This window comes from Maritalea porphyrae (assembly GCF_027213965.1).
GTDB classification, from domain to species: Bacteria; Pseudomonadota; Alphaproteobacteria; order Rhizobiales; family Devosiaceae; genus Maritalea; species Maritalea porphyrae_A.
The window spans coordinates 331,052-353,901 of record NZ_JAPWGX010000001.1 but is presented as its reverse complement, the minus strand read 5'-3'; the positions used below and the strand labels follow the sequence as shown (position 1 = coordinate 353,901).

Here is a 22,850-nt window from a genome sequence, read left to right as displayed (position 1 = left end):
TTCTCGACGCAGCGCTCATCTGAAAGCGCATGCGCCAATAGCAGTGTCCAGCCGCTTGAGTCACTAGCCCGGCACGCGATTTCCTCGGTTGGTGCCTTCAACATCAAGCCCTTTGAAAATAAGCCATAAGCTCAATGCTAGATCGGCAAGGGCGGTCGGGGCATTCATCAGAAGATATTCAGTTGTGATAATGTCAAATACCCGAAACAGGACAAGAATGCTTGCAACAGAAGACAAGACCGCGCCGATGATCCCGAATACACAAATCCAAATGGGGATCATTTTAGACTTGATGAAGAGCGCGAAGAGGGCGATGTTTCCAATGCACAAGACCAATATCATAAAGACATGATTGACTTGGTCGCGGGTTGTTTTTAGCACCTTGCCGAATGCCTCAAACGCTAAAGGGTCCTGTGGGGACAATCTTGCAAATTCCACGCTCAGCTCGAACAAAGACACCAAAAACACAGTTGAAATGATCACAAGGATCATGGCCGTGACCTTTAAGCCAAAGAAGCTACGGGCAAGGTTTTCGCCAAAAGGCTTCACGATTGGATAGAGCAAAATGGCAATTGCAAAATAAATCAGGGCCATGGCGAATTGAAACAATGCAGCGTTCATGACTTGCGTTTGGTTCTTCGCCGCCTCCACTAAATATGCCGCTGAATCGACAGATGGGGCAACGCTAAGCACACCAGCAACCATTGCTGCGATAATCAGAATTCCAATCAGTCGCGATTTGTTTCTCAAGGTGAGCATGGCATTTCCTTTGCAACAATGCATTTTACATCCAAGCAACTCGTAGTGCATATGCATACAGAATGTAAATTGCCAAAATATGCACGTTTGATATACAAATATGTATGAAACAAATTGACTGGAATTTACTCCGCGCCTTTCACATGACCGCAAGCACAGGTTCGCTTTCGGCTGCAGCCCGCAAACTAGATCTAACCCAACCAACGCTTTCGCGTCAGGTCGCCAGTTTGGAGGCCAGTCTTGGGGTGACCCTATTTGAGCGGTTGGGCAAACGGCTTTCTTTGACCCAAACCGGGCGCGAACTGTTGGAACATATCGGCACCATGGGCGAAGCGGCTGAGGCGGTGGTGTTGAGCGCGAGTGGGCGTGTGCAAGATGTAAGTGGGCAGCTGTGCATTTCTGCAACCGATACTTTTTCCACTTATGTGCTGCCCGAAATTGTTGAAAAAATTCGCGCGGAGGCGCCGCACATCACGATTAAATTGGACGTGGCGAACACGCACTCCAATCTGCACCAAATGGAAGCGGATATTGCCATCCGACACGTGCGTCCTGAACAAAAAGACCTTGTTGGGGAATATGTACGCGATACCGAAGCGTGTTTTTATGCCTCTGATCGTTGGGTGGCAGAACACGGTCTGCCAGGCACCCCATCAGAATTGGATGGAAAACACCTTGTCGGCTTTGATGACACTTTACGTTTGGCAAGCTATTTGAGCGAATTGGGTTTTCAGGTTGATGCGTCGGATTTTCGACTGATTTCCGATTCCGCTGTAGTTGCTTGGGAAATGGTCAAACGAGGAATGGGCGTTGCCGCAATGCTGCGCGAAGTCGCGCAAACAACGCCTGAGTTGGTTCGGCTCTTTCCAGGCTTGAAGCCTGTTCCAGTGCCCATTTGGCTCGTAACGCACCAAGCAATGCAAAATAGCCCGCGGGTTCGCTTAGCCCTAAAGATTTTGGCGCGAGAGCTGTCGCGCAAATGAGGTCAAAAAACCGCCACTTTTGCGCGCCGTGTCTAGTTTTAGATAACCGGTAGATATCAAATTTGTCGAATGAACCATCTGTGCTTGCAGTTGGCTTGACGATTTCGCCCCGCATAAAAAACGTGCCACAGCGCGCAATTCAAACCTTTTACAACCTAAAGCTTGCAATTCATTTGGACTCAATGTACCCATAGTAATAGTGGTACATAGGGGTCATGCATGCAGGTGGCGATAGATATAGAAAGTGAAGAGCCGCTGTTTGGTCAGCTCGTTGGGCAGATCAAAAAGGCGGTGCAAGCTGGTCAGCTTTTGCCTGAGCAGGCGTTGCCATCCATTCGTCAATTGGCCAGCGATTTGAGTTTGAACAATAAGACCGTCGCCAAAGCGTACAAGCTCTTAGAGCGTGACGGGGTCATCCAAACCAAAGGATATCGGGGCACCTTTGTGCACCCTAATGCCCTTAAAAACTGCACCATAGACTTGCCCGCGCTGGTGCAAGTCAAGCTCGAAGACGCCGTTCGGGCATCTCGCGCCGCTGGCGCCACCGATAGTGAGATCCGCATCGCCTTTTCACAGGTCATGCAAACCCCAAACATGGGAGAGACTAAATGATTGAGAATATGCCGTTGAACTTCACACTGCTGATATTTTATGCGGTCTTTGCGACACAAATTCTGTTTGTTTCGGTCTATTTGCCGGCCAAAACACTCAAACGGATCAACTTTGTGCGCAAGAATTATCCCAAAGAAACCTATCCCAAGCTCTATCCAGAAGGGGCAGGCGGTTTGTTGGCAAGCATCAGCGGTTTGCGGGTTCTTTATCGTTATGCCAACTATTTCATCGCTTCAGTTGGCTTTGTTGGGTTGGCGGCAATGCTCATAACAGGTTTTGAGCCGCATCCGTTGGGCGGCAGCGAGATTTTCGTTATGCTCTATTTTATCTTGCAGATACTGCCGATCGTTATTCTGGGTGTTAGCGAGTATGAACAGTTCAAAGGCATGCGCCAAGCGGTCAAAAAAGCAAAGCGCACGGCTGAGCTTGCGCCACGTCGCCTGTTTGATTTTATCTCGCCCGGCTGGGTCTTTGGCGCGGTAATTGCCTATTTGTGTTGGCTTGGGGTGTTCATTTATGACACCAATCTGGATGGCCCATGGCAAACCAAGCACTTTGTTGGCGTCGCAATCATCACCTTTTTAAACCTTGCTTATGCGGTCTATATCGCCAAGATCGCATTGGTGAAAAAACAGGACCCGTTCAAAGCGACCAAGGATCACCACACGCAAGTGTCTGCGACTGTGAAGAGCCTGGTTTTCTCAAGCACGATCATCAGCCTTTATTCAATCGTGAGCATGGCTGCGGATAGATATGCGTTTGAGATTTTTGATCCGGTGATGACCAGTATCTTTTTGCAGGCCTGCCTATTGTTTGGCTTTAATCTGATGCTGGACATGCAGCCCGTCGATGAGTTGGATTTTGAAGTCTATAAAAACGATGCGGAACAACCGACCTGATCGCTGACATTTTTTGGTGTTTCATACGAAAACGCGGCCCTACTGGAGCCGCGTTTTGCATTTGATGTTAAAGGGTTATTTCTACATCATTTTGTCAGTAACAACTGAAGTCCAAGCACCTTGTGGTGGGCCTGAAATCACAGGGTCAGAACCGCCAGCCAACAAAGTTGCCACGGTGCGGTTATAGTCGTCTTCGTCCAAACGACCGTCTGTTCCTGCGGTAAGTTTTGACACTTCACGCATCATGCGACGCTGATGCTCTTCGGTTTGTGCACCTGTATCGTCGTTTTCAAGAACAATATCAGCTGCTTCGTCTGGGTTGGCTTCAGCATATGCCCAACCTTTCATCGAAGCTTGAACAAAGCGGGCAAGCTTGTCGACCATTGCAGGGTCGGCAAGATCTTCTTCAAGCACATAAAGACCATCTTCCAATGTAGCAACGCCTGCATTTTCGTACTTGAACGTCACCAAATCATCTTCAGACAAGCCCGCATCAATGATCTGCCAATATTCATTGTAGGTCATTGTAGACACGCAATCAGCTTGCTTTTGCAAAATTGGGTCAACGTTAAAGCCTTGCTTAAGAACAGTCACGCCGCCTTCGCTGCCATCAGTTGCTAAGCCAAGTTGGCTCATCCAAGAAAGGAATGGATATTCGTTTCCAAAGAACCAAACGCCAAGCGTTTTGCCCGCAAAATCATCAGGCGAAGTGATGCCTGTGTCTTTGCGACAGGTCAGCATCATACCAGAACGTTTAAACGGCTGGGCGATATTGACCAGCGGTACGCCTTTTTCGCGTGATGCCAAAGCAGAAGGCATCCAATCAATAATCACGTCGGCACCGCCGCCTGCAATCACTTGTGGTGGCGCAATGTCTGGGCCACCGGCTTTGATTTCAATGTCCAGCCCGGCTTCTTCATAAAAGCCTTTGTCTTTGGCCACATAGTACCCAGCGAATTGAGCTTGTGTGACCCACTTAAGCTGCAATGTCAGCTTGTCAGCCGCAAAGCCTGTGGTTGCTGCCATAAGGCTGGTTGCCAGCCCTAGGGTCAGTGCTAATGTCTTTTTCATTTTCTTTCCTCCTCAAAAGTCTCTTCAAAAAATCCGTCTCGGCATTCTTATTGCTATTATCTTTTCCGATAGGATGGGTGCCAAAATGTGACTGCCCGTTCCAGCAGGGCCAAAAGCCCGTAGGAAAGGGAGCCAGCTAGAGCTGCGACAAAAATCTCAGCCCAAACCATGTCGACATTCATCCGCCCCACCTCGGTGGAAATGCGAAAACCCATGCCAACAATTGGAGTGCCGAAAAACTCGGCAACAATCGCCCCAATCAACGCCAAGGTGGAGTTGATCTTAAGCGCATTAAAAATAAACGGCATTGCCGCGGGCAGGCGCAGTTTGAACAATGTCTGCCAGTAATTTGAGGCATAAGTATGCATCAAGTCACGTTCAATATGCCCGGTTGCGCCAAGTCCTGCGACTGTGTTCACCAACATGGGGAAGAACGTCATGATCACCACAACCGCTGCTTTTGACGGCCAATCGAAACCAAACCACATCACCATAATTGGGGCCATGCCAACGATGGGCAGCGCCGCCACAAGGTTTCCAATAGGCAGCAAGCCTTTGCGCAAAAACGGGACGCGATCCACAATGATCGCAGCGATAAAGCCAGAGCCGCACCCCATCACATAACCAGCGATAACAGCTTTCAAATAGGTCTGCCGAAAGTCTGCCCACAAAATATCCAGCGAAGATGTTATCCGCGCCCAAATCATTGAAGGTGGGGGCAACAAAACCGTAGGGATAGAGAAGCCACGACATGCGCCTTCCCACAAAACCAGCAAAGCAGCGCCAAACAAAATGGGAATCAAAACATCAACACCGGCCTGTATGGTGTTGTCTTTAAAGCGTCTTTTCGCAAGGGCCTGATTGGTTGCCCAAGTGGCAATCCAAAAGGCCAGTGCTGCAATTATCCAAGACCAACTCATGCCACCACTCCCATTCGACGGGTTACGGAGCGCCCAATCAAGTCAATGGCGACAACCAAAAGCGCCGCCAAAACAGCCGCTGCAATCAGCGCCGACCAGATTTGAATGGTTTGTCCATAATAGGAGCCAGAGAGCAAACGCGCACCCAATCCGGCAGAGGCACCAGTGGGCAATTCACCCACAATCGCACCGACCAAAGAAATCGCCACAGCCACCTTCATCGAGGTGAACAGAAACGGCACAGAGGCGGGCCATCTAAGCTTCCAAAACACTTGAGTACGGCTCGCGTTATAGGTGCGCATCAAATCCAAATGCATGACTTCGGGTGAACGCAATCCCTTCACCATGCCCACAGCAATGGGGAAGAATGAAAGATACATAGAGATCACCGCTTTGGGCAAAAGCCCAGAAATGCCGATGGCGTTCAGCACCACAATCACCATGGGCGCAATCGCCAAAATAGGGATGGTTTGTGAGGTGATGATCCAAGGCATTAAGCTCTTATCCAGCACTTTGGAATGCACAATGCCCACGGCCAGTAAAATGCCCAAAGTGGTGCCAAGCGCAAAGCCCAACAGCGTGGATGAAAGGGTCACCCACGTGTGATAAACGAGCGAGCGCTTGGAGGTAATTTTCTTTTCAAAGGTGGTCTGCCAAATCTCAACAGCCACTTGATGTGGTGCGGGCAAAATTGGCCGCTTTTGCGCCATGGTGTTGGAAACCAACTGGGTGGTGGAAATCTCTACGCCCGCCCGTTCAGCTTGGTCACGTTCAAACGGGGAATTGAGCACCACAGTGAACACATACCACAGCATCAAAATCGCTAAAGCCACGGTGCCGATCGGGATCAGCCGTTCGTGAAGAAATGCGGCAAATCCCTCTCGTTTAATGCTCATCAGCATGCCCCAGCTTTAAGCCTTCGCGGACCTGATGCGCAATTTCGATAAAGCGCGGCGTTTCGCGAATATCGAGGGTGCGATTGTCGCCCAAATCACAATCAATAATCTCATGAATGCGACCGGGGCGGGGGCTCATCACCACAATTTTGGTGGAGAGGAACACCGCTTCGGGAATGGAGTGGGTCACAAACACCACTGTCTTTTTGGTCTTGGCCCAAAGCTCCAGCAATTGTTCGTTCAAATAGTCCCGCACAATCTCATCAAGCGCACCAAATGGCTCGTCCATCAACAACATGTCGGGGTCAAAACTCAGCGCCCGCGCAATCGAAGCGCGTTGCTGCATGCCGCCAGACAATTGCCAAGGGAACTTGTGCTCAAACCCGTCCAAATTGACGAGCTCAAGGTTTTTCTTGATCAGCGCTTCACGTTCGGCTTTGGGCATGCCCATCACTTCAAGCGGCAATGAGATATTGCCCCCGATTGTGCGCCAAGGGTAAAGCGCAGCGGCCTGAAACACATAGCCATATGCCCGTTTCATCCGTGCTTCTTCAGGCGTCATGCCATTGACCTGAATGTCGCCACCTGTCGGCTTTTCCAAATCAGCAATCACCCGCAAAAGCGTGGTTTTGCCACAACCTGACGGTCCGATAAACGAAACAAACTCGCCGCGATTAATGGTCAAATCAATGCCCTTTAACGCATGCACTGGCCCGTCATTGGTTTCAAATGTGAGATCCAAGTTGTTGGTTTGGATCACCGTGTTATCGGCCATATTCAATTATACCCCACTTGCCGGAATGCCGGTGCGTTCCACTTTGCGTGGTGCGGTGACTTGTTTCCACTGTGACAGGGCTTTGTTGGTCGCCGTGTATGGCTCGCGGGCGACGAATTCGCCGTGGCCTTCTTCGGTTTTCACTGCGCCGTCATCAACCACCACTTTGCCTCGGCTTAGGGTGTAACGCGGTAGGCCTTTGACGTGGTTACCTTCAAACACATTGTAATCAATGGCAGATTGCTGCGTGTCAGCACCGATGGTTTTTTCTTTGTTCGGGTCCCACACCACAAGGTCAGCATCTGCGCCAACCAATACCGCACCTTTTTTCGGGTACATATTCAGGATTTTTGCGATGTTGGTGGAGGTGACGGCCACGAATTCGTTCATGGTCAAACGGCCTGTGCCAACGCCGTGGGTCCAAAGCATCGGCATTCGGTCTTCCAGACCGCCGGTGCCGTTCGGGATGAGCGTAAAATTGTCGATGCCGTTGCGCTTTTGCTCTGTGGTGAAGGCGCAATGGTCAGTCGCCACAACTTGCAAGCTGCCCGACTGAAGGCCAGCCCAAAGGCTGTCTTGGTGCTTCTTGTTGCGGAACGGCGGCGACATAACGCGACCGGCGGCATGGTCCCAATCCGGGTGCGCATATTCGCTATCATCAAGTGTGAGGTGCTGGATCAGCGGCTCGCCATAGGCGCGAATGCCGTTTTGTCGTGCACGGCGGATCGCTTCATGCGCTTGCTCGGATGAGGTGTGCACGATGTAAACCGGAACGCCTGCCATATCGGCAATCATAATCGCACGGTTGGTGGCTTCGCCTTCAACTTCTGGTGGGCGGGAATAAGCGTGCGCCTCCGGCCCATTGTTGCCCTCGGCCAACAATTGCGCCTGCATTTGCGCAACCACGTCGCCGTTTTCAGCGTGAACGAGGGGCAGGGCACCGATTTCGGCGCAGCGCTTGAAAGATGAATACATTTCATCATCATCCACCATCAGCGCGCCCTTATAGGCCATGAAATGCTTGAACGTATTGATGCCGCGCTTGGTGACTTCAGGCATTTCGTTAAACACCTGCTCGCCCCACCATGTGATTGCCATGTGGAAGGAAAAATCACAATTGGCGCGGCTTGATTTATTGTCCCAACGGGTAATTGCTTCCAGCAAAGACTGGTTCGGGTCTGGCAAGCAAAAATCGACAACCATCGTTGTGCCGCCCGCAACGGCTGCGCGGGTGCCGCTTTCAAAATCATCAGAGGAGTAGGTGCCCATAAAGGGCATCTCGAGGTGGGTATGCGGATCAATGCCGCCGGGCATAATATAAGCGCCAGTTGCGTCGAGCGCTTCGTCGCCAGAAAGGTTAGGCCCAATTTCGGTGATCACCCCGCCTTCAATTTTGACGTCTGCTTCATAGGTGAGATCAGCGGTAACGATGGTGCCGCCCTTGATTACTTTTGATGCCATTTTTGCCTCCTCCAAATTCGTCTGCCCGTTGTGCTGGGCCAATATTCGTCATTCCTCTTATCGCGCCTTTTGGCGTTCTTGTTTTTTGTGCCCAGTTTCGGGCTTTATTGTTTTATGCTCTTAGCGTCGCCAGCTTGGCGCCAAATCCAATGAAAATGGTGCCCGTTATCCCTTTGATCCAACGTTGAACCGTTGCCGATTGGGACACGCCCACAAGTTTCGAAAGCAACACCACCATGCCGAAGAACCAAATGCCGTTGATTGATGAGTGAATGAACACAAGCAAAAAAACATTGGCCGCTGTCACCTCGCCAATGGGCAAAAACTGCGGTACTGCGGCGAGGTAAAACATTGATGTTTTTGGATTCAAAATATTGGTGAGAAATCCTTCGCCAAATGCCGAAACAATGTTGCGTGTTCTTTTGGCTGGTTCAGCTTGCGCGACTTTGAAATTGCCCCGGAAAGCCTGAACAAGCGCCTTCACGCCGATATAGGTCAAATAGGCAGCGCCTAACAATTTGACGATAGTAAAGGCGGTAGCGCTTTGCACCAGCAAAACCGCAATGCCAAACACCACAAAAGCGCCCTGCAAATAAAACGACGCCATAAATCCCATCACCGCCGCAAAGCCCGCACTGCGGCCAGATGTCGGCACAATCTTGGCGATCAACAGGCCGTTCGGACCGGGCGATATCACCAAGAGGGACGCCATGATGGCAAAGCTTATGAGTATGGTTGGTGTCATTTAAGTTCCTGTCAATGAAGCGTCGCGATCAATTACAATGTCGCGATGGATAAGCGACCATCCTGGGTTCATGCGGATACCCCAAGTGGGATTGTTGCAAAGCCAAGTAGCTGCGTCTTCAATTTTCTGAAATTCAACATATTCTGAATCTTCGGTGTTTTTCTTTTTCAATCCACAAACAAACTTACCAGTTTTGCTGCTTCGTTCTGCCACTTGCTCCGAAGAATGTTTGAAAATCTTCACTCCACAATCTCCGCAGTCTCAACAACCGCATGGAACAACACATCGGTTCCCGCCGCTGCCCATTCTTGCGAAATGTCTTCATCTTCATTGTGGCTTAGTCCATCAACGCAAGGGCACATCACCATGGCGGTGGGGGCCATGCGGTTGATCCAGCAGGCATCGTGGCCCGCGCCGGATATTAGGTTGCGGTGAGAATAGCCGAGGCGTTCGGCGGCGTTGCGGACGGCGGTGACGCATTTCTCGTCGAACTCTACAGGGTCGAAACCACCGACTTTTTCGATTTCAATGCCAAGGCCCAATTCTTTGCAGATATCCATTGCGCCAGTGGCAACTTGTTGTTCCATTTCTTCAATGGTGGCCAAGCTTGGGGAGCGCAGATCAACAGTGAACACCACTTTGCCCGGGATAACGTTGCGCGAATTGGGGTAGACATCAATATGGCCAGCAGCGCCCACAGCGTCGGGTTTATGGTCCCACGCGACTTTATCGACCAAGTCCAAAATCCGCGCCATGCCAAGGCCTGCGTTTTTACGCATGGGCATGGGGGTGGAACCTGTGTGGCTTTCTTTGCCGGTGATGGTGAATTGGGTCCAAGATAGGCCTTGGCCGTGGGTGACCACACCAATTTCTTTGCCTTCGGCTTCCAAAATCGGACCTTGCTCGATGTGCAGTTCAAAGAAGGCGTGCATTTTGCGCTGCCCAACTTCTTCTTCGCCTTTCCAGCCGATGCGTTCTAGTTCCGCGCCAAACTTCTTGCCTTCGTGATCTTCACGATCATACGCCCAGTCTTGGGTGTGCATGCCTGCAAAAACACCGGAAGCGAGCATGGCGGGGGCGAAGCGGGTGCCTTCTTCGTTGGTCCAATTGGTCACAACGATCGGGTGTTTGGTTTTAATGTTTAGATCGTTCAGGGTGCGGATGATTTCCAAGCCCGCCAGAACGCCCAGCACCCCATCATATTTGCCGCCAGTTGGCTGGGTATCAAGGTGGGAGCCCACATAAACGGGCAGGGCGTCAGGGTCGGTGCCCTCGTGGCGCATGAACATGTTGCCCATTTGGTCAACGCCCATACTCATGCCCGCATCTTCACACCATTTGCGGAACAGGTGACGGCCTTCGCTATCTTCGTCGGTAACGGTTTGACGATTGTTGCCGCCGCGAACGCCGGGCCCAATTTTCGCCATCTCCATCAAACTGTCCCAAAGACGGTCTGAATTGATACGTTGGTTGGTGCCCGGTGCTGTCATTGTTTTGATCCTTTAGTCCGCTTGTAGTTTAATGAAGTCCATTAAGAAGGGAAGTTGAAAACCGCGCCTTCTTTGATGCCTTCTGGCCATCGTGTTGTGACCGTTTTTAGCCGTGTGTAGAAATGCACGCCCTCTGGGCCATACATGCCGTGAGCGCCAAAGCTTGAACGCTTCCAGCCACCAAAGCTGTGGAAGGCCACTGGCACGGGGATGGGCACGTTAACGCCAACCATACCCACTTCAATTTTGTCGGCAAATTCACGCGCGGCATCACCATCACGGGTGAAAATGGCGGTGCCGTTGCCATATTCGTGGGAATTGATCATATCCACCGCTTCTTGGTAGTCGTTTGCACGCACAACCGAGAGAACAGGGCCAAAAATTTCTTCTTGATAGATCGACATGTCAGTGGTCACGCGGTCGAACAATGTGCCGCCAACAAAGTAACCATCTTCGTACCCTTGCGGAGAATAGCCGCGACCATCAACAACCAATTCGGCACCTGCTGCAACGCCTTGATCAATATAGCCTTCAACTTTTTCTTTGTGCGCTTTGGTGATCACAGGACCCATTTCAGCGTCTTTATCGGTCGCGGGACCAACTTTAAGCGCTTCAACGCGAGGCTTGAGTTTAGCCACCAATGTGTCAGCGGTTTTTTCGCCGATTGGCACCGCAACCGAAATCGCCATGCAGCGCTCGCCAGCCGAACCGTAACCTGCGCCCATTAGGGCATCAGCCGCTTTGTCCATATCCGCATCAGGCATAATGATCATGTGGTTCTTCGCGCCACCCAAAGCCTGCACGCGTTTACCCGCAGCCGTGCCGCGCTGGTAAACATATTCAGCAATAGGGGTAGAACCCACAAAGCTGATCGCTTTGACATCTTGGTGGTCAAGCAAAGTGTCCACAGCCAATTTGTCGCCATGCACCACGTTCAAAACACCATCGGGGAACCCAGCTTCTTGGAACAAGTCCCAAGTAAGCATGGGTGCCGATGGGTCACGCTCGGAGGGTTTGAGCACAAATGTATTGCCGCAAGCAATCGCCACAGGGAACATCCACATGGGCACCATTGCCGGGAAATTGAACGGGGTAATACCCGCCACAACGCCAAGTGGCTTGCGATCAGCATAAGTATCGATTGAAGGGCCAACATTGCGGCTATAATCGCCTTTGAGCATGGTGGGGATGCCACAAGCAAACTCCACCACTTCAAGACCGCGTTGCACTTCGCCCAAAGCGTCGTCATGGGTCTTGCCATGCTCTTTAGAGATTTCGCGGGCAATGTCGTCAGCATGCTTGTTCAACAGTTCAAGATATTTGAACATATAGCGCGCACGTTTAAGCGAAGGCGTTTCGCCCCATGCAGGGGCTGCCGCTTTACACGATGCAACCGCTGCGTTTACTTCTTCCACGGTGGAAAGAGGCAGCTCGGCGCTTTGTTCGCCCGTTGCGGGATTAAAAACCGGCACGCGGCGCTCAGAAGCTGAAGTAACCCGTTGGCCGTTGATGGCGTTTTGAATAATGGTCATTAGTCGGCCTCGTTAAGAACAGTGCGCAGCGTATCCACGATCTGATCGATTTGGTCTTTGGAAATGATAAGGGGTGGTGAAAGGGCAATGGTGTCGCCCGTAGTGCGGATCAACAACCCGCGCTCATATGCATCCAAGAAGCAAGAGAATGCCCGCTTGGTTGGTTCGCCAGCAATCGATTCAAGCTCGATCGCGCCGATCAACCCAATATTGCGGATGTCGATCACATGTTTCGCGTCCCGCAAAGAGTGCAGGGCCTCTTCCCAATAGGGAGCCAATTCCTCACCACGGGTCAAAAGGCCTTCATCGTCATATGTTTCAAGCGTTGCCAAGCCAGCGGCGCTGGCAATCGGGTTACCCGAATAAGTGTAGCCGTGGAAGAACTCAATCATGTGCTCAGGGCCATTCATGAACGCGTCATGGATTTCATCGTTTACAAAAACCGCGCCCATGGGGATCACGCCGTTGGTCAAACCTTTGGCGGTGGTGATGATGTCTGGCATCACATCAAAATGTTGCGCCGCAAAGGGAGAGCCCAAACGACCAAAGCCTGTAATCACTTCATCAAAAATCAGCAAAATGCCATGTTTGGTGCAAATGTCGCGCAAGCGTTTCAAATAGCCCTTAGGCGGAATAAGCACGCCAGTTGAACCAGCTACAGGTTCAACGATTACCGCTGCAATGGTCGATGCGTCGTGCAACGCTACAATGCGCTCAAGCTCGTCCGCCAAATTGCCGCCATGCTCTGGAATGCCTTTGGTGAAGGCGTTTTGGTCTGGCAGGTGCGTGTGGGGCAAATGGTCAACACCGGTGAGCAACGTGCCAAACATTTTGCGGTTCGGCATAATGCCGCCCACCGAAATACCGCCAAAGTTCACACCGTGGTAGCCGCGCTCGCGACCGATCAAACGTGTGCGAGATCCGCCGCTTTTGATGCGCTGATAGGCGAGGGCGATCTTAAGCGCTGTTTCAACCGATTCAGAACCTGAATTGGTAAAAAACACATGGTCCATACCGTCAGGCGAAATATCGGTGAGGCGGTTGGCCAGCTGGAATGCTTTGGGGTGACCCATTTGAAACGCTGGCGCATAATCCATTTCCGCGGCTTGGGCTTGTATCGCTTCGGTGATCTTGGGGCGGCAATGGCCCGCGTTACAACACCACAGACCAGCCGTGCCATCAAGCACTTGGCGGCCGTCACTGGTTGTGTAGTGCATATCTTTTGCACCCACAAACATGCGTGGTTGTTTCTTAAACTGGCGATTAGATGTAAAAGGCATCCAAAACGCGTTTAGATCGTTAGGTACAGTGGTAGCGTCAGTCATTTCCGCACCTCCCCTCCTCGTTCGCTGCGGAATAGTCTCATTTGAAGGCAACAGATTTATATGCTACCCAGAAATTGACTATTTGATAAAACATTAACTGATCTGACCATTTGGTCAAGTTTTATTTGCATACAGCGATAATTTGATAAAATGCCAAAATTGGCGGTGAACAAAAGTGATCAAATCATAAGCTATGACCAACGGCAACTTTAAAAAACCATCCACCCGCGGTGAAAAGAAAAAAGCGATCTTAACAGCTGCGGAAAAGATCTTTGCAGAGTACGGATTTAAAGGGGCTACAACCCAAATGATCGCTGATTTGGCGGGTATTCCCAAGGCCAATTTGCACTATTATTTCCCCACCAAAGAGGCCCTTTATAGTCAGGTCGTACAAACCATCTTTGACATATGGCTGGAGGCTGCCGATTCTTTTGATCAAAAAGAAGATCCGGCCAGTGCGTTGGAAAGTTATATTGACAAAAAAATGGAAATTTCGCGAGATCACCCAAATGGCTCCAAGGTTTGGGCAAATGAGGTGACGCACGGTGCGCCGATTATCCAAGACTATTTGGAGACGACCCTAAAAGAGTGGACGACTTCTCGTGAAGCCGTTATTCAGAGCTGGATAGACGAAGGGCGTATGGACAAGATCGATCCAAAGCACCTTTTATATATGATATGGGCAACAACCCAGCATTATGCGGACTTTGTGCATCAGGTGGAAACCTTGAACGATGGGCAACCGTTTGATGATGGGCAATGGCAAGCGGCCACTCGCGATGTGAAGAAGATCATTCTTACAGGAGTGGGGCTTAAATTTGGGGGTGATGATGGGAACCGCTAAGGTGGAAAAACCACAGCGCAAGACGCGTATACAGCGCGCGAACGAGCAAAAAATTCTTGAAGCGGCGCTCGAAGTCTTTTCACAACATGGTTTTCGTGGATCAACCATCGATCAAATCTCAGAAGAAGCGGGCATGTCAAAGCCCAACCTTTTGTATTATTTCAAGTCCAAACAAGACATTCACGAAACGCTTTTGTCGCGCCTGCTTGATTCGTGGTTGGCCCCAATGCGGGCGCTGAGCAAAGATGGCGATCCGCTTGAGGAAATCCTGAATTATGTGCGCCTAAAAGTTGAAATGTCGCGCGATTTTCCGCGTGAAAGCCGATTGTTTGCGAATGAGATCATCCAAGGCGCGCCGCGCATCAAGCCGATCCTTGAAGGCGAAATCAACGATTTGTTGAATGAAAAAGCGGCGATTATCGGCAATTGGATGGAAGAGGGGAAACTGAAGAAAGTTGACCCCAAGCATTTGATCTTTTCGATCTGGGCCACCACCCAGCATTATGCCGATTTTGAAGAGCAAGTGCGCATGGTGCTCGGTCGCGGGATTGATGACCCGGTCGAGTTTGAGAACACCAAAGCCTTTTTGGTCAATATGTTCACCTCAATGCTGAAAATCTAGAACCTAAGTTTCCTTAGCAAATGCCAAAACCAGCAGCGCCATCACGGTAACCAGTGCGCCCAAGGCAACGCTTGGGTTCACCCAGCCGCGCCCGCTGACCCCTTCGATCAAAATGATAAAACTTGGGGTTAAATAGCCATAGCTCATCACCTTTGAAGCGGGCAGCCGCATGCTGGCATATTGCAGCAAGAAGAAGGTGAGGGCCGTGGTGAAGATCGTCAGATATAGGCCCGCCCAATAGACAACTGCAGGTAGATTTAGCCAATCCGTGCGGGCAATGCCCCACGCCGCGTATATGCAAAGGCAAACAGCACAGGCCAGCAGCGTCCAAAACGAAAAGATCACCACCGGTTCACCACGATTAAGCTTGCGCACCAATGGCGCATAAGCGCCGTGACAAATGACGCCGACGAAAAAGATCATTTCCCCGGTGCCAATGTTGAACGACAAAAGTGCGTTCAAATCTCCGCGGAAAATCACCCACACTGCGCCCGCAGCCGCAATCAGCAAGCTGATAGTCATGCGCGAAGAAACCCGCTGGGCCAGAAACAAAATGCCAAATCCGGCTGAAATGAGCGGCATCAGTGTAAACACAGCGCCGGTTGAAACGGGCGAGGTGATCTTGAGCGCTTCGAACATAGTGACGAAATAAACGCCCATTAGAGCACCAAGCAAGATGAACCGCAGCGGCGCTTTGGGGAGGATTTTGCCCTTTTCAACCAACTTATTGCCAGTGAAATAGGCAATCAAACCCATCACAATTGAAGCGAGCAGAAACCTTGAAGCGCTGAGTGCGCCAGCATCAATATGGGGGGCCGCCAATGCGCCAAATGAAAAGCTGGCAGAAATCAGCATGGCAAAAAGGATCATAGCAAAATGGCCGCGAAGTTTTTCGCGACCATCAATCACCTGTCCATGTGGGGAACTGGTGCTTTGTGCTTTATTCGGCAGGTTCTGTGACCGCACTTGGGTTGTTGGGGTGCGTTGTCCAGTTGGCATAATTGGGGTCAATTTCTTTTTTGGTGCGCGGGTCGACACCAGAAATTTGCTCCATTGTAATGCAACTATCAACCGGGCAGACGTTTACGCACAGATTACACCCTACGCATTCCTCGTCGATCACCTCAAATTTGCGCAAGCCATCCACCATATTTGTGATGGCTTGGTGTGATGTATCCTCACACGCAATATGGCAACGACCGCAGCTAATGCACAAATCTTGGTCGATTTTTGCTTTGGTCACATAGTTCAGATTGAGATTTTTCCAATCCGTCACATTTGGCGTTGCAAGTCCCATGAAATCATCAATGCTCTCATAGCCCTTTTCATCCATCCATTCGGATAGGCCCGAAATCATTTCTTGAACGATTTTAAAGCCATAAGTCATCGCAGCGGTGCAAACCTGCACATTGCCACAACCCAAAGAGATAAACTCCGCCGCATCGCGCCACGTGTTGATGCCACCAATGCCAGAAATCGGCAGGCCAGCGGTTTCAGGGTCACGGGCAATTTCAGCCACCATATTCATGGCGATGGGTTTAACCGCAGGGCCGCAATAGCCGCCGTGGGAGCCTTTGCCATCAATGGTGGGAACAGGTGCAAAATTGTCCAAATCCACAGACACAATAGAGTTGATCGTGTTGATCAAGCTGACGGCATCGGCACCGCCTGCTTTCGCTGCGCGCGCTGGATAGCGTACATCGGTGATGTTTGGCGTTAGTTTCACAATGACGGGTTTTGAATAGTATTTCTTGCACCATTCAGTGACCATCTGGATATATTCAGGCACTTGGCCAACCGCAGCGCCCATGCCGCGTTCGCTCATGCCGTGCGGGCAACCAAAGTTGAGTTCAATACCATCAACGCCCGTTGCTTCCACGCGGGGCAGGATAGCCTTCCAGGCTTCTTCTTCACAAGGCACCATGATTGAAGCAATGATCACGCGGTCTGGCCAGCGTTTCTTCACTTCGGTCATTTCTTGGAGGTTGATTTCCAAAGAGCGGTCAGTGATTAGCTCAATGTTGTTGAGCCCCATCAAGCGTCGATCAGGGCCAAAAATTGCGCCATAGCGCGGACCATTTACGTTGACAACTGGTGGGCCTTCTTCGCCCAAAGTCTTCCACACAACGCCACCCCAGCCCGCTTCAAAAGCGCGCTCGACGTTGTAAGCTTTGTCAGTAGGGGGAGCAGATGCCAACCAAAAAGGGTTTGGCGATTTGATGCCTAAAAAGGTGGTCGATAGATCAGCCATTTTTCATTCTCCTATTCGGTTAGCGGGTCAAAAATGCGTGGATGCTCTCGGCGGCAACCTTGCCGTCTTCCACAGATTCAACGGTTAAGTCTTCACCACCTGCAACGCAGTCCCCCCCAGCCCAAACTTTAGCGAGTGAGGTTTTGCCATCTTCAGTGATTTTGATGAGGCGCGCTTCAAGTTCAATTCCAGCATCGGTTAAAATACTTGAATCAAACTTTTGACCGATCGCCTTAAACACTTGATCTGCTTCAAGCTTTATAATTTCGCCCGTGCCTTCAAGTTTGCCGTCTGTTTGTTTTGTATACTCAAGCTCAATGCCTGTGATCTGGTTCTGATCGTTAGAGATCAAGGCTTTTGGCTGCAACCAATGGCGGATAACAACGCCGTGGGTTTGCGCCAATTCTTGCTCATAAAGGCTAGCATTCATCGCTTCTTGCCCGCGCCGATAGGCGATGGTGACATTTTCTGCGCCCAGCAGTTTTGTTTGAATGGCGATGTCGATGGCGGTCATGCCCCCACCGATCACCACCACATCACGCCCAACGGGCAGGGAGCTCAAATCGTCGGTTTGACGAAGCTCTTCGATGTAGTCGACAGCGTCTAGACAGCCATCATTGTCTTCGCCATCAAGGCCAAGATTATTGGTATTGCCCAAGCCAACGCCAATAAACACCGCGTCATATTCGTCGCGCAATTGCGCAACAGAAATGTCACGTCCAAGGGCCTGATTGTTTTTGATTTCAATGCCGCCAATGCCCAACACAAAGTCAACTTCAAGCTGCGCGAAATTGTGAGTGGTTTTATAAGCAGCGATGCCGTGCTCGTTCAATCCGCCAGCTTTTGCCCGCGCTTCAAAAATTGTGACGTCGTGTCCGTGCATCGCCAATCGGTGAGCACACGAAAGGCCCGCTGGACCTGCGCCCACAATAGCAACACGTTTGCCGGTTGAGGCGGCGCGTTTAAACGGATGCTCTTTTGCGGTCTCGAACAGGTGGTCCGTTGCGTAGCGTTGCAGTTGACCAATTTTTACTGGCTTGCCTTCCGCTTCTTCACGCACACACACTTCTTCGCAAAGCGTTTCGGTGGGGCATACCCGGGCGCACATACCGCCCAATATGTTCTGGTTGAGAATGGTTTTGGCCGAACCCGATGGGTTATCTGCCGCAATTTCCCGAATAAAGAGGGGAATATCAATGCTGGTGGGACACGCGGTCATACAAGGCGCATCATAGCAAAAATAGCAACGCTCCGCTTCCACCATCGCCTCATGGCGGGTGAGGGGCGCGTGCAGATCCTCAAAATTGGATTCATAGTCTATTTGGTCAAGGCGACCGTTACGGATATCCCGCGTCGCGAAATCAGCTTCGCTCATTAATAGTCCTCCCCAGATTAGCCGCCGCACTTTGTAAATATGTTACCCGATCTCCTCAAACCGAATAACCAAAGCGTACCAGCAACACTTTCCTTCAGCATATATCATTTGATATTTTTACCAAAAGGTCAAACATTTTCTGACCATTTAGTCAGGTTTTTCAAATCGCCCGCATTTCAACTCTAACTCAGATTGCTGGTGAAGCGTAAAAATCCTTGTTTAGAATGATTCAAAAAAGGGTTTGCGCGTGGTTGTTTCTTGTCCCTTTTTGGGCTATCTGTTTGCGCAAGAAATTCACCACAGGTCCAACTGAAAACATATGCAAGTTACCTACTTGCAGTGATGATTCAAGTTTGTGCCCGAAGTGACGAAAACTAAATAACTATCTGAAGGTGTGATGATGGCTACCGTTGGCAAAAACGTTCCAAATGTCGTGTTTAAAACTCGCGTGCGCGACGAATCTATTGAAGGTCCAAACCCATTCCGTTGGGAAGACAAAACAACTGCAGATTATTTTGCAGGCAAACGCGTTGTGCTTTTCTCGCTTCCAGGCGCGTTTACCCCAACTTGCTCGACCTACCAATTGCCAAATTACGAGAAAATGTTTGGCGAATTCCAAGCAGAAGGCATCGACGCTATCTATTGTTTGTCTGTGAATGACGCATTTGTAATGAACAAATGGGGCGAGTCGCAGGGCGTGAAAAACGTTGGCTTGATTCCAGACGGTTCCGGCGAATTCACCCGCAAAATGGGCATGCTGGTCAAAAAAGACAATGTTGGTTTCGGCATGCGCTCTTGGCGCTATGCAACGGTTGTTGATGATGGCGAAATTGTTGGTTGGTTTGAAGAAGCAGGCTTTCAAGACGATATCGAAAGCGACCCATATGAATTCTCAGCACCAGAATATGTGCTGGCATGGATCCAAGACAACAAACCTTTCGCAAAAGAAAAAGTTGCCTAAGGCCGCTTTTCAAGCGAACGAGTTTCAAAAGGCGGGGAGAAATCCTCGCCTTTTATTTTGCCTCTTTATCTTTGAGGTAATTGATCAGGCTCTCGCTGGCACCAAGAATATGCTCTTGGGTGAGCTTTGAAGCCAAATCGGCATTGCGCTCTACACAGGCTTCTAGAATGCCAATATGCTCACGACGTGCCCGGCTCATCCCATCGGTCAACACCAACTGAGCCCGCAAGTAACTTTCAATGCGATCCAACGTCGTTTTGACCACATGCAAATGGTAGGGACGGTTCGCCCGCTCATACAGCGCATAGTGGAAAATTCTGTTCAATTCGCCATATTTTGCAGAATCGGTCTCATTCGAAAACGCATCGCAATGTTTCTTGGCGATTGCCAAAGTCGCATCGTCCATATTCTTTACAGCATGGCGAATAACTTCGCCCTCCAGCAGCGCACGAAACTCAAAGATTTCTTGCACTTCATCTGCTGACAGCGACGAAACGGTTGTGCCGCGGAAACGTTCGGTTTTGACCAAACCTTGTTGTTCTAACCGCGATAAAGCCTCACGTACGGGAATGCGCGATGTGTTGAACATGTCCGCCAAAGCGTCTTGGCGCAAATGTTCACCAGCTTTCAATTCGCCAGTAAAAATGGCTTCGCGCAGGGCCTCAAAAATTAGGTCGGCGGCGGATGCGGCGGCGCGCACATCTATGGTGCTCAACTTCATATTGTCGCTCAATTCAACTTCAAATTATTTGCGACAACATATCTGACACTTATGAATTTCGCCAACCCCTTTTGACTTTAAGCAAAAATTGCAGGGCACAAAATCAGGCCGGCCGCTGTGCAACGAAGTAGGGGCTAGATTTTCCTTTGCCGAAAAATCGACGTTCAATAATGTCAAAACCAGCTGCTTTTACAGCCGTTTCAAGCTCCGTGACTTTTAAGAAGTGTAAAGTTGGCGGCGCCACGCCGAACATGTTCATTAAGGGCAAAATCAGTTTTGGTAAGAGGCCCATTTCGCCAGGACAAACTGTTTTGGACAGGAATAGGCCGCCCGGTTTGAGCTGATCGAATATGCTTTTGATGGTTTGTTGCGGGTCTGGTACCAAATGTAGAATGTGGAAAGCGCATACTTTGTCAAAGGGCGCTTCAGCAAATTCGCTATTCGCATCCGCAACCAAAAAATGCGCTGTTTCAGGGGCGGTTTTGCCTTTGGCGATATTGATCATTTCCGCAGAAATGTCACTTGCCGTCCAATTGGAAACGAATTCGGCCATGCGCACGGCGGTGCTGCCCGTACCGCATCCAATTTCTAAAACCTTGTCGGTTGGTTCAAGATGTTTGGCCACCTCAGCAAGCATCTCCTCATAGGACTGAACGTCTTTCACCGGCTTTGCCGCATAACCTTTCGCCTGCTTGTCCCAAAAACTTGCTGTTTGCGATGTCATGTAACGTTCCTTGTTGTTGCGAAAGTAGACATTGTTCGAATTCTCCATTCAGCATTTGTCCAATTGAATGCAAAGCCAAAACGAGACGCTTTCTTGACGCCTAAGGACTTTTGTCGCTTCTGCCGCGTTGCTGCGGCCATCATCCCAAAAGTTGCTGGTTTGAGCATTAAGCGATTTGTTTTCAAATTGGATGACGCTTCACTATGTGGTGTGGGTTCTGATTTGTGCAACTATCAAACTGATGAAATTTAAGGTCTTTCGCATTGTCTTTGCTAAACTGAAATTTGTGAATTAGTGCTTTTCCAACGATGGAAGTCGCCAAGCCAGCCAGCAGATGTACCCAAGCGTGATGAATTCTACGATTGCAAAAGTACGGTCATCTAAGTCGCCGGGTAATCCAAGTGAAAGGATCGCGCCTGTGAGGACTGCGGCGACAATTGTGAGCCATCTGCACATCTTATGAGGTAGAAAAAGCGATCCAATGATCATCGCTAATGGGATTTCTATTAGAACAAAGCCGAGCAGCATCAACTCCTCAGTGATCACTGCGCCGTTGATTTTGCCAGTCAAAGCCTCGTTCAAAAATGCGGCCGTACCAATTTCATGTATGTCACGGAACACCAAGTTGAGCATAAAGAATATCCAAAGGGTGGAAAGTACTTGGCGTGTTTTTTCATTTGTCATCTTTTGTCCTTCAGCTCAATTGCCGTACAAATCAAAGTATATATGCGAAAACAAAATAGGAATTGCCTAGTTTTGTGGTTTTGGTATACGTAAACGTATGAACTGGCAGGAAGTGAATTTTGATTGGAACCAAGTGCGCGCATTTTTGGCCACGGCCGAAGAGGGCAGCTTTAGTGGCGCAGCGCGCGCCCTTTCTACAACCCAGCCCACCATTACTCGGCAAGTTGCAGGGTTGGAGACTTCCCTAAACTCATTACTGTTCGAGCGCAGTACCCGCGGGTTGAGAATGACCTTGGCGGGGCAGCAATTGTTCGAACATGTCCGTGAAATGGGCAGCGCGGCCAGTCGCATCTCTATGGTGGCGCAAACTTTCAACAACGAAGTGTCCGGCGAAGTCTCGATCACTGCGGTTGATACACTTTGTGTGAAGTTTGTAGCGCAAGCCATCAGACGTTTGAAACACTCGGCACCCGGATTAACGTTGCGGATAATTTCTTCTGTTCAGATTCAAGATTTGAAGCATCGTGATGCGGACATTGCAATTCGGCATGTTCGCCCAACGCAAAGCAGCTTGGTGGCCAAGCTCGTGGGAAATTGGACGGCAAGCTTTTATGCCCACCAGTCATATCTGGACCAAATTGGTCTTCGTCCTGATTCTGCGGATCACGAAAATGTTGAAATTATTGGGCCAAGTGATCCCGTTCAATTTATCGAGATTTGCAAAGGTCGCGGACTAAATCTGAGGATCGATCAATTCACCCTGCCGTGCACCAGTGCGCTGGTTGCCCATGAAATGCTGCGGGCTGGCTTAGGTGCAGGGGTTACCGCTGATGTGATTGCCAAAGCCGAACCGGAGTTCGTTCGGCTATGGCCTCATGTGCCGCCAATTGATTTTCCGGTTTGGTTGGTCACCCATCAAGAACTGCATACATCGAAAAAAATTCGCGTTGTCTTTGACGTGTTAGAGCAAGTTCTCAAAGAAGCTTAGAGCTTCGTATTTCTAAAAGCGCTGTAAAATCAATTATATAGCAAGAGTTAGTTGCTGTGTCTGTTTTTTGACATTCAGGTTTTGCCCCTGGACTTATCCAATGCCGTGCATAAAAAATAAAGAATATTGTAGATTGTATCCAATCTTGATGCTATAGACGAACTTGTAAAGGCGAGATGGCTTTGGCTGTTCCTTTGCTGGGTACGCCGCCT

At 50.1% G+C, this 22,850-nt stretch carries 24 protein-coding genes; 7 read left to right on the top strand and 17 right to left on the bottom strand.

The genetic code is table 11. The annotated features are described in order from the left end of the window. Window positions 1–63: 63 nt before the first annotated feature. Entirely contained in the window at window positions 64–759 is a 696-nt protein-coding gene (locus O4H47_RS02005) for a DUF4386 domain-containing protein (protein WP_269392259.1), read from the bottom strand. A gap of 104 nt (window positions 760–863) precedes the next feature. On the opposite strand from O4H47_RS02005, the gene O4H47_RS02000 reads away from it, so the two are divergent. The 3 genes from O4H47_RS02000 (at window position 864) to O4H47_RS01990 (ending at window position 3,253) form a co-directional block, all read left to right on the top strand. Continuing rightward, on the top strand, window positions 864–1,742 hold the full coding sequence (locus O4H47_RS02000) for a LysR family transcriptional regulator (RefSeq protein WP_269392258.1): 879 nt from the start codon (window positions 864–866) through the stop codon (window positions 1,740–1,742). A gap of 219 nt (window positions 1,743–1,961) precedes the next feature. Further along, the gene (locus tag O4H47_RS01995) at window positions 1,962–2,354 is read left to right on the top strand and encodes a GntR family transcriptional regulator (protein ID WP_269392257.1); all 393 of its coding nucleotides are present in this window, start codon (window positions 1,962–1,964) and stop codon (window positions 2,352–2,354) included. After that, window positions 2,351–3,253: a hypothetical protein gene (locus O4H47_RS01990; protein ID WP_269392256.1), complete on the top strand. Its 903-nt coding sequence runs from the start codon at window positions 2,351–2,353 to the stop codon at window positions 3,251–3,253. Before O4H47_RS01995 ends, O4H47_RS01990 begins: the two co-directional genes overlap by 4 nt. An 81-nt stretch (window positions 3,254–3,334) precedes the next feature. On the opposite strand, the gene O4H47_RS01985 is transcribed toward O4H47_RS01990, so the two are convergent. The 10 genes from O4H47_RS01985 to O4H47_RS01940 form a co-directional block, all read right to left on the bottom strand. Beyond that, window positions 3,335–4,324 carry an ABC transporter substrate-binding protein gene (locus tag O4H47_RS01985; RefSeq protein WP_419719582.1) on the bottom strand — a complete coding sequence of 330 codons (990 nt, stop codon included), beginning with the start codon at window positions 4,322–4,324 and terminating at the stop codon, window positions 3,335–3,337. Between the two features lie 56 nt (window positions 4,325–4,380). Next, window positions 4,381–5,244, bottom strand: coding sequence for an ABC transporter permease (locus tag O4H47_RS01980; protein ID WP_269392255.1), 864 nt, complete (start codon window positions 5,242–5,244; stop codon window positions 4,381–4,383). Further along, the gene (locus O4H47_RS01975) at window positions 5,241–6,140 is read right to left on the bottom strand and encodes an ABC transporter permease (protein WP_269392254.1); all 900 of its coding nucleotides are present in this window, start codon (window positions 6,138–6,140) and stop codon (window positions 5,241–5,243) included. The genes O4H47_RS01980 and O4H47_RS01975 overlap by 4 nt, the downstream gene beginning before the upstream one ends. Next, the gene (locus O4H47_RS01970) at window positions 6,130–6,915 is read right to left on the bottom strand and encodes an ABC transporter ATP-binding protein (protein ID WP_269392253.1); all 786 of its coding nucleotides are present in this window, start codon (window positions 6,913–6,915) and stop codon (window positions 6,130–6,132) included. The genes O4H47_RS01975 and O4H47_RS01970 overlap by 11 nt, the downstream gene beginning before the upstream one ends. A 6-nt stretch (window positions 6,916–6,921) precedes the next feature. Further along, window positions 6,922–8,376, bottom strand: coding sequence for a dihydropyrimidinase (hydA, locus tag O4H47_RS01965; RefSeq protein ID WP_269392252.1), 1,455 nt, complete (start codon window positions 8,374–8,376; stop codon window positions 6,922–6,924). Window positions 8,377–8,488: 112 nt separating this feature from the next. Next, the gene (locus O4H47_RS01960) at window positions 8,489–9,121 is read right to left on the bottom strand and encodes a LysE family translocator (protein WP_269392251.1); all 633 of its coding nucleotides are present in this window, start codon (window positions 9,119–9,121) and stop codon (window positions 8,489–8,491) included. Then, window positions 9,122–9,364 (bottom strand): hypothetical protein, encoded by a 243-nt coding sequence (locus tag O4H47_RS01955; protein WP_269392250.1) that lies wholly within the window; start codon window positions 9,362–9,364, stop codon window positions 9,122–9,124. Next, window positions 9,361–10,611, bottom strand: a complete 1,251-nt coding sequence (locus O4H47_RS01950; protein WP_269392249.1) for a Zn-dependent hydrolase — start codon at window positions 10,609–10,611, stop codon at window positions 9,361–9,363. The genes O4H47_RS01955 and O4H47_RS01950 overlap by 4 nt, the downstream gene beginning before the upstream one ends. Before the next feature lie 41 nt (window positions 10,612–10,652). After that, a complete protein-coding gene (locus O4H47_RS01945; RefSeq protein ID WP_269392248.1) occupies window positions 10,653–12,143 on the bottom strand; it encodes a CoA-acylating methylmalonate-semialdehyde dehydrogenase in 1,491 nt (496 codons plus the stop codon). Then, window positions 12,143–13,468: an aspartate aminotransferase family protein gene (locus tag O4H47_RS01940; protein WP_269392247.1), complete on the bottom strand. Its 1,326-nt coding sequence runs from the start codon at window positions 13,466–13,468 to the stop codon at window positions 12,143–12,145. Before O4H47_RS01940 ends, O4H47_RS01945 begins: the two co-directional genes overlap by 1 nt. A 193-nt stretch (window positions 13,469–13,661) precedes the next feature. Between O4H47_RS01940 and O4H47_RS01935 the strand changes: the two genes are divergently transcribed. Continuing rightward, complete coding sequence (locus O4H47_RS01935) at window positions 13,662–14,312, top strand: TetR family transcriptional regulator C-terminal domain-containing protein (RefSeq protein ID WP_269392246.1); 651 nt, start codon at window positions 13,662–13,664, stop codon at window positions 14,310–14,312. Continuing rightward, on the top strand, window positions 14,299–14,934 hold the full coding sequence (locus O4H47_RS01930; protein WP_419719581.1) for a TetR family transcriptional regulator C-terminal domain-containing protein: 636 nt from the start codon (window positions 14,299–14,301) through the stop codon (window positions 14,932–14,934). Before O4H47_RS01935 ends, O4H47_RS01930 begins: the two co-directional genes overlap by 14 nt. A 3-nt stretch (window positions 14,935–14,937) precedes the next feature. Here the strand turns inward: O4H47_RS01930 and O4H47_RS01925 are convergent, their stop codons facing one another. From O4H47_RS01925 to O4H47_RS01915, 3 genes are read right to left on the bottom strand one after another with little or no spacing between them, the layout of a single operon-like run. Next, the gene (locus O4H47_RS01925) at window positions 14,938–15,933 is read right to left on the bottom strand and encodes a DMT family transporter (RefSeq protein ID WP_269392244.1); all 996 of its coding nucleotides are present in this window, start codon (window positions 15,931–15,933) and stop codon (window positions 14,938–14,940) included. Further along, on the bottom strand, window positions 15,875–17,185 hold the full coding sequence (gene preA / locus O4H47_RS01920; RefSeq protein ID WP_269392243.1) for an NAD-dependent dihydropyrimidine dehydrogenase subunit PreA: 1,311 nt from the start codon (window positions 17,183–17,185) through the stop codon (window positions 15,875–15,877). Before preA ends, O4H47_RS01925 begins: the two co-directional genes overlap by 59 nt. Before the next feature lie 19 nt (window positions 17,186–17,204). After that, window positions 17,205–18,560 (bottom strand): NAD(P)-dependent oxidoreductase, encoded by a 1,356-nt coding sequence (locus O4H47_RS01915; protein ID WP_269392242.1) that lies wholly within the window; start codon window positions 18,558–18,560, stop codon window positions 17,205–17,207. A gap of 397 nt (window positions 18,561–18,957) precedes the next feature. Between O4H47_RS01915 and O4H47_RS01910 the strand changes: the two genes are divergently transcribed. Beyond that, window positions 18,958–19,521 carry a peroxiredoxin gene (locus O4H47_RS01910; RefSeq protein ID WP_269392241.1) on the top strand — a complete coding sequence of 188 codons (564 nt, stop codon included), beginning with the start codon at window positions 18,958–18,960 and terminating at the stop codon, window positions 19,519–19,521. 52 nt (window positions 19,522–19,573) lie between these two features. Here O4H47_RS01910 and O4H47_RS01905 read toward each other — a convergent pair whose 3' ends face one another. The 3 genes from O4H47_RS01905 to O4H47_RS01895 form a co-directional block, all read right to left on the bottom strand. Beyond that, window positions 19,574–20,242, bottom strand: coding sequence for a GntR family transcriptional regulator (locus O4H47_RS01905; RefSeq protein WP_269392240.1), 669 nt, complete (start codon window positions 20,240–20,242; stop codon window positions 19,574–19,576). Window positions 20,243–20,345: 103 nt separating this feature from the next. Continuing rightward, window positions 20,346–21,014, bottom strand: a complete 669-nt coding sequence (locus O4H47_RS01900; RefSeq protein ID WP_269392239.1) for a class I SAM-dependent methyltransferase — start codon at window positions 21,012–21,014, stop codon at window positions 20,346–20,348. 243 nt (window positions 21,015–21,257) lie between these two features. Continuing rightward, complete coding sequence (locus O4H47_RS01895) at window positions 21,258–21,650, bottom strand: DUF6326 family protein (protein ID WP_269392238.1); 393 nt, start codon at window positions 21,648–21,650, stop codon at window positions 21,258–21,260. Window positions 21,651–21,747: 97 nt separating this feature from the next. On the opposite strand from O4H47_RS01895, the gene O4H47_RS01890 reads away from it, so the two are divergent. Continuing rightward, entirely contained in the window at window positions 21,748–22,638 is an 891-nt protein-coding gene (locus O4H47_RS01890; RefSeq protein WP_269392237.1) for a LysR family transcriptional regulator, read from the top strand. The last annotated feature ends 212 nt before the right edge of the window (window positions 22,639–22,850 follow it).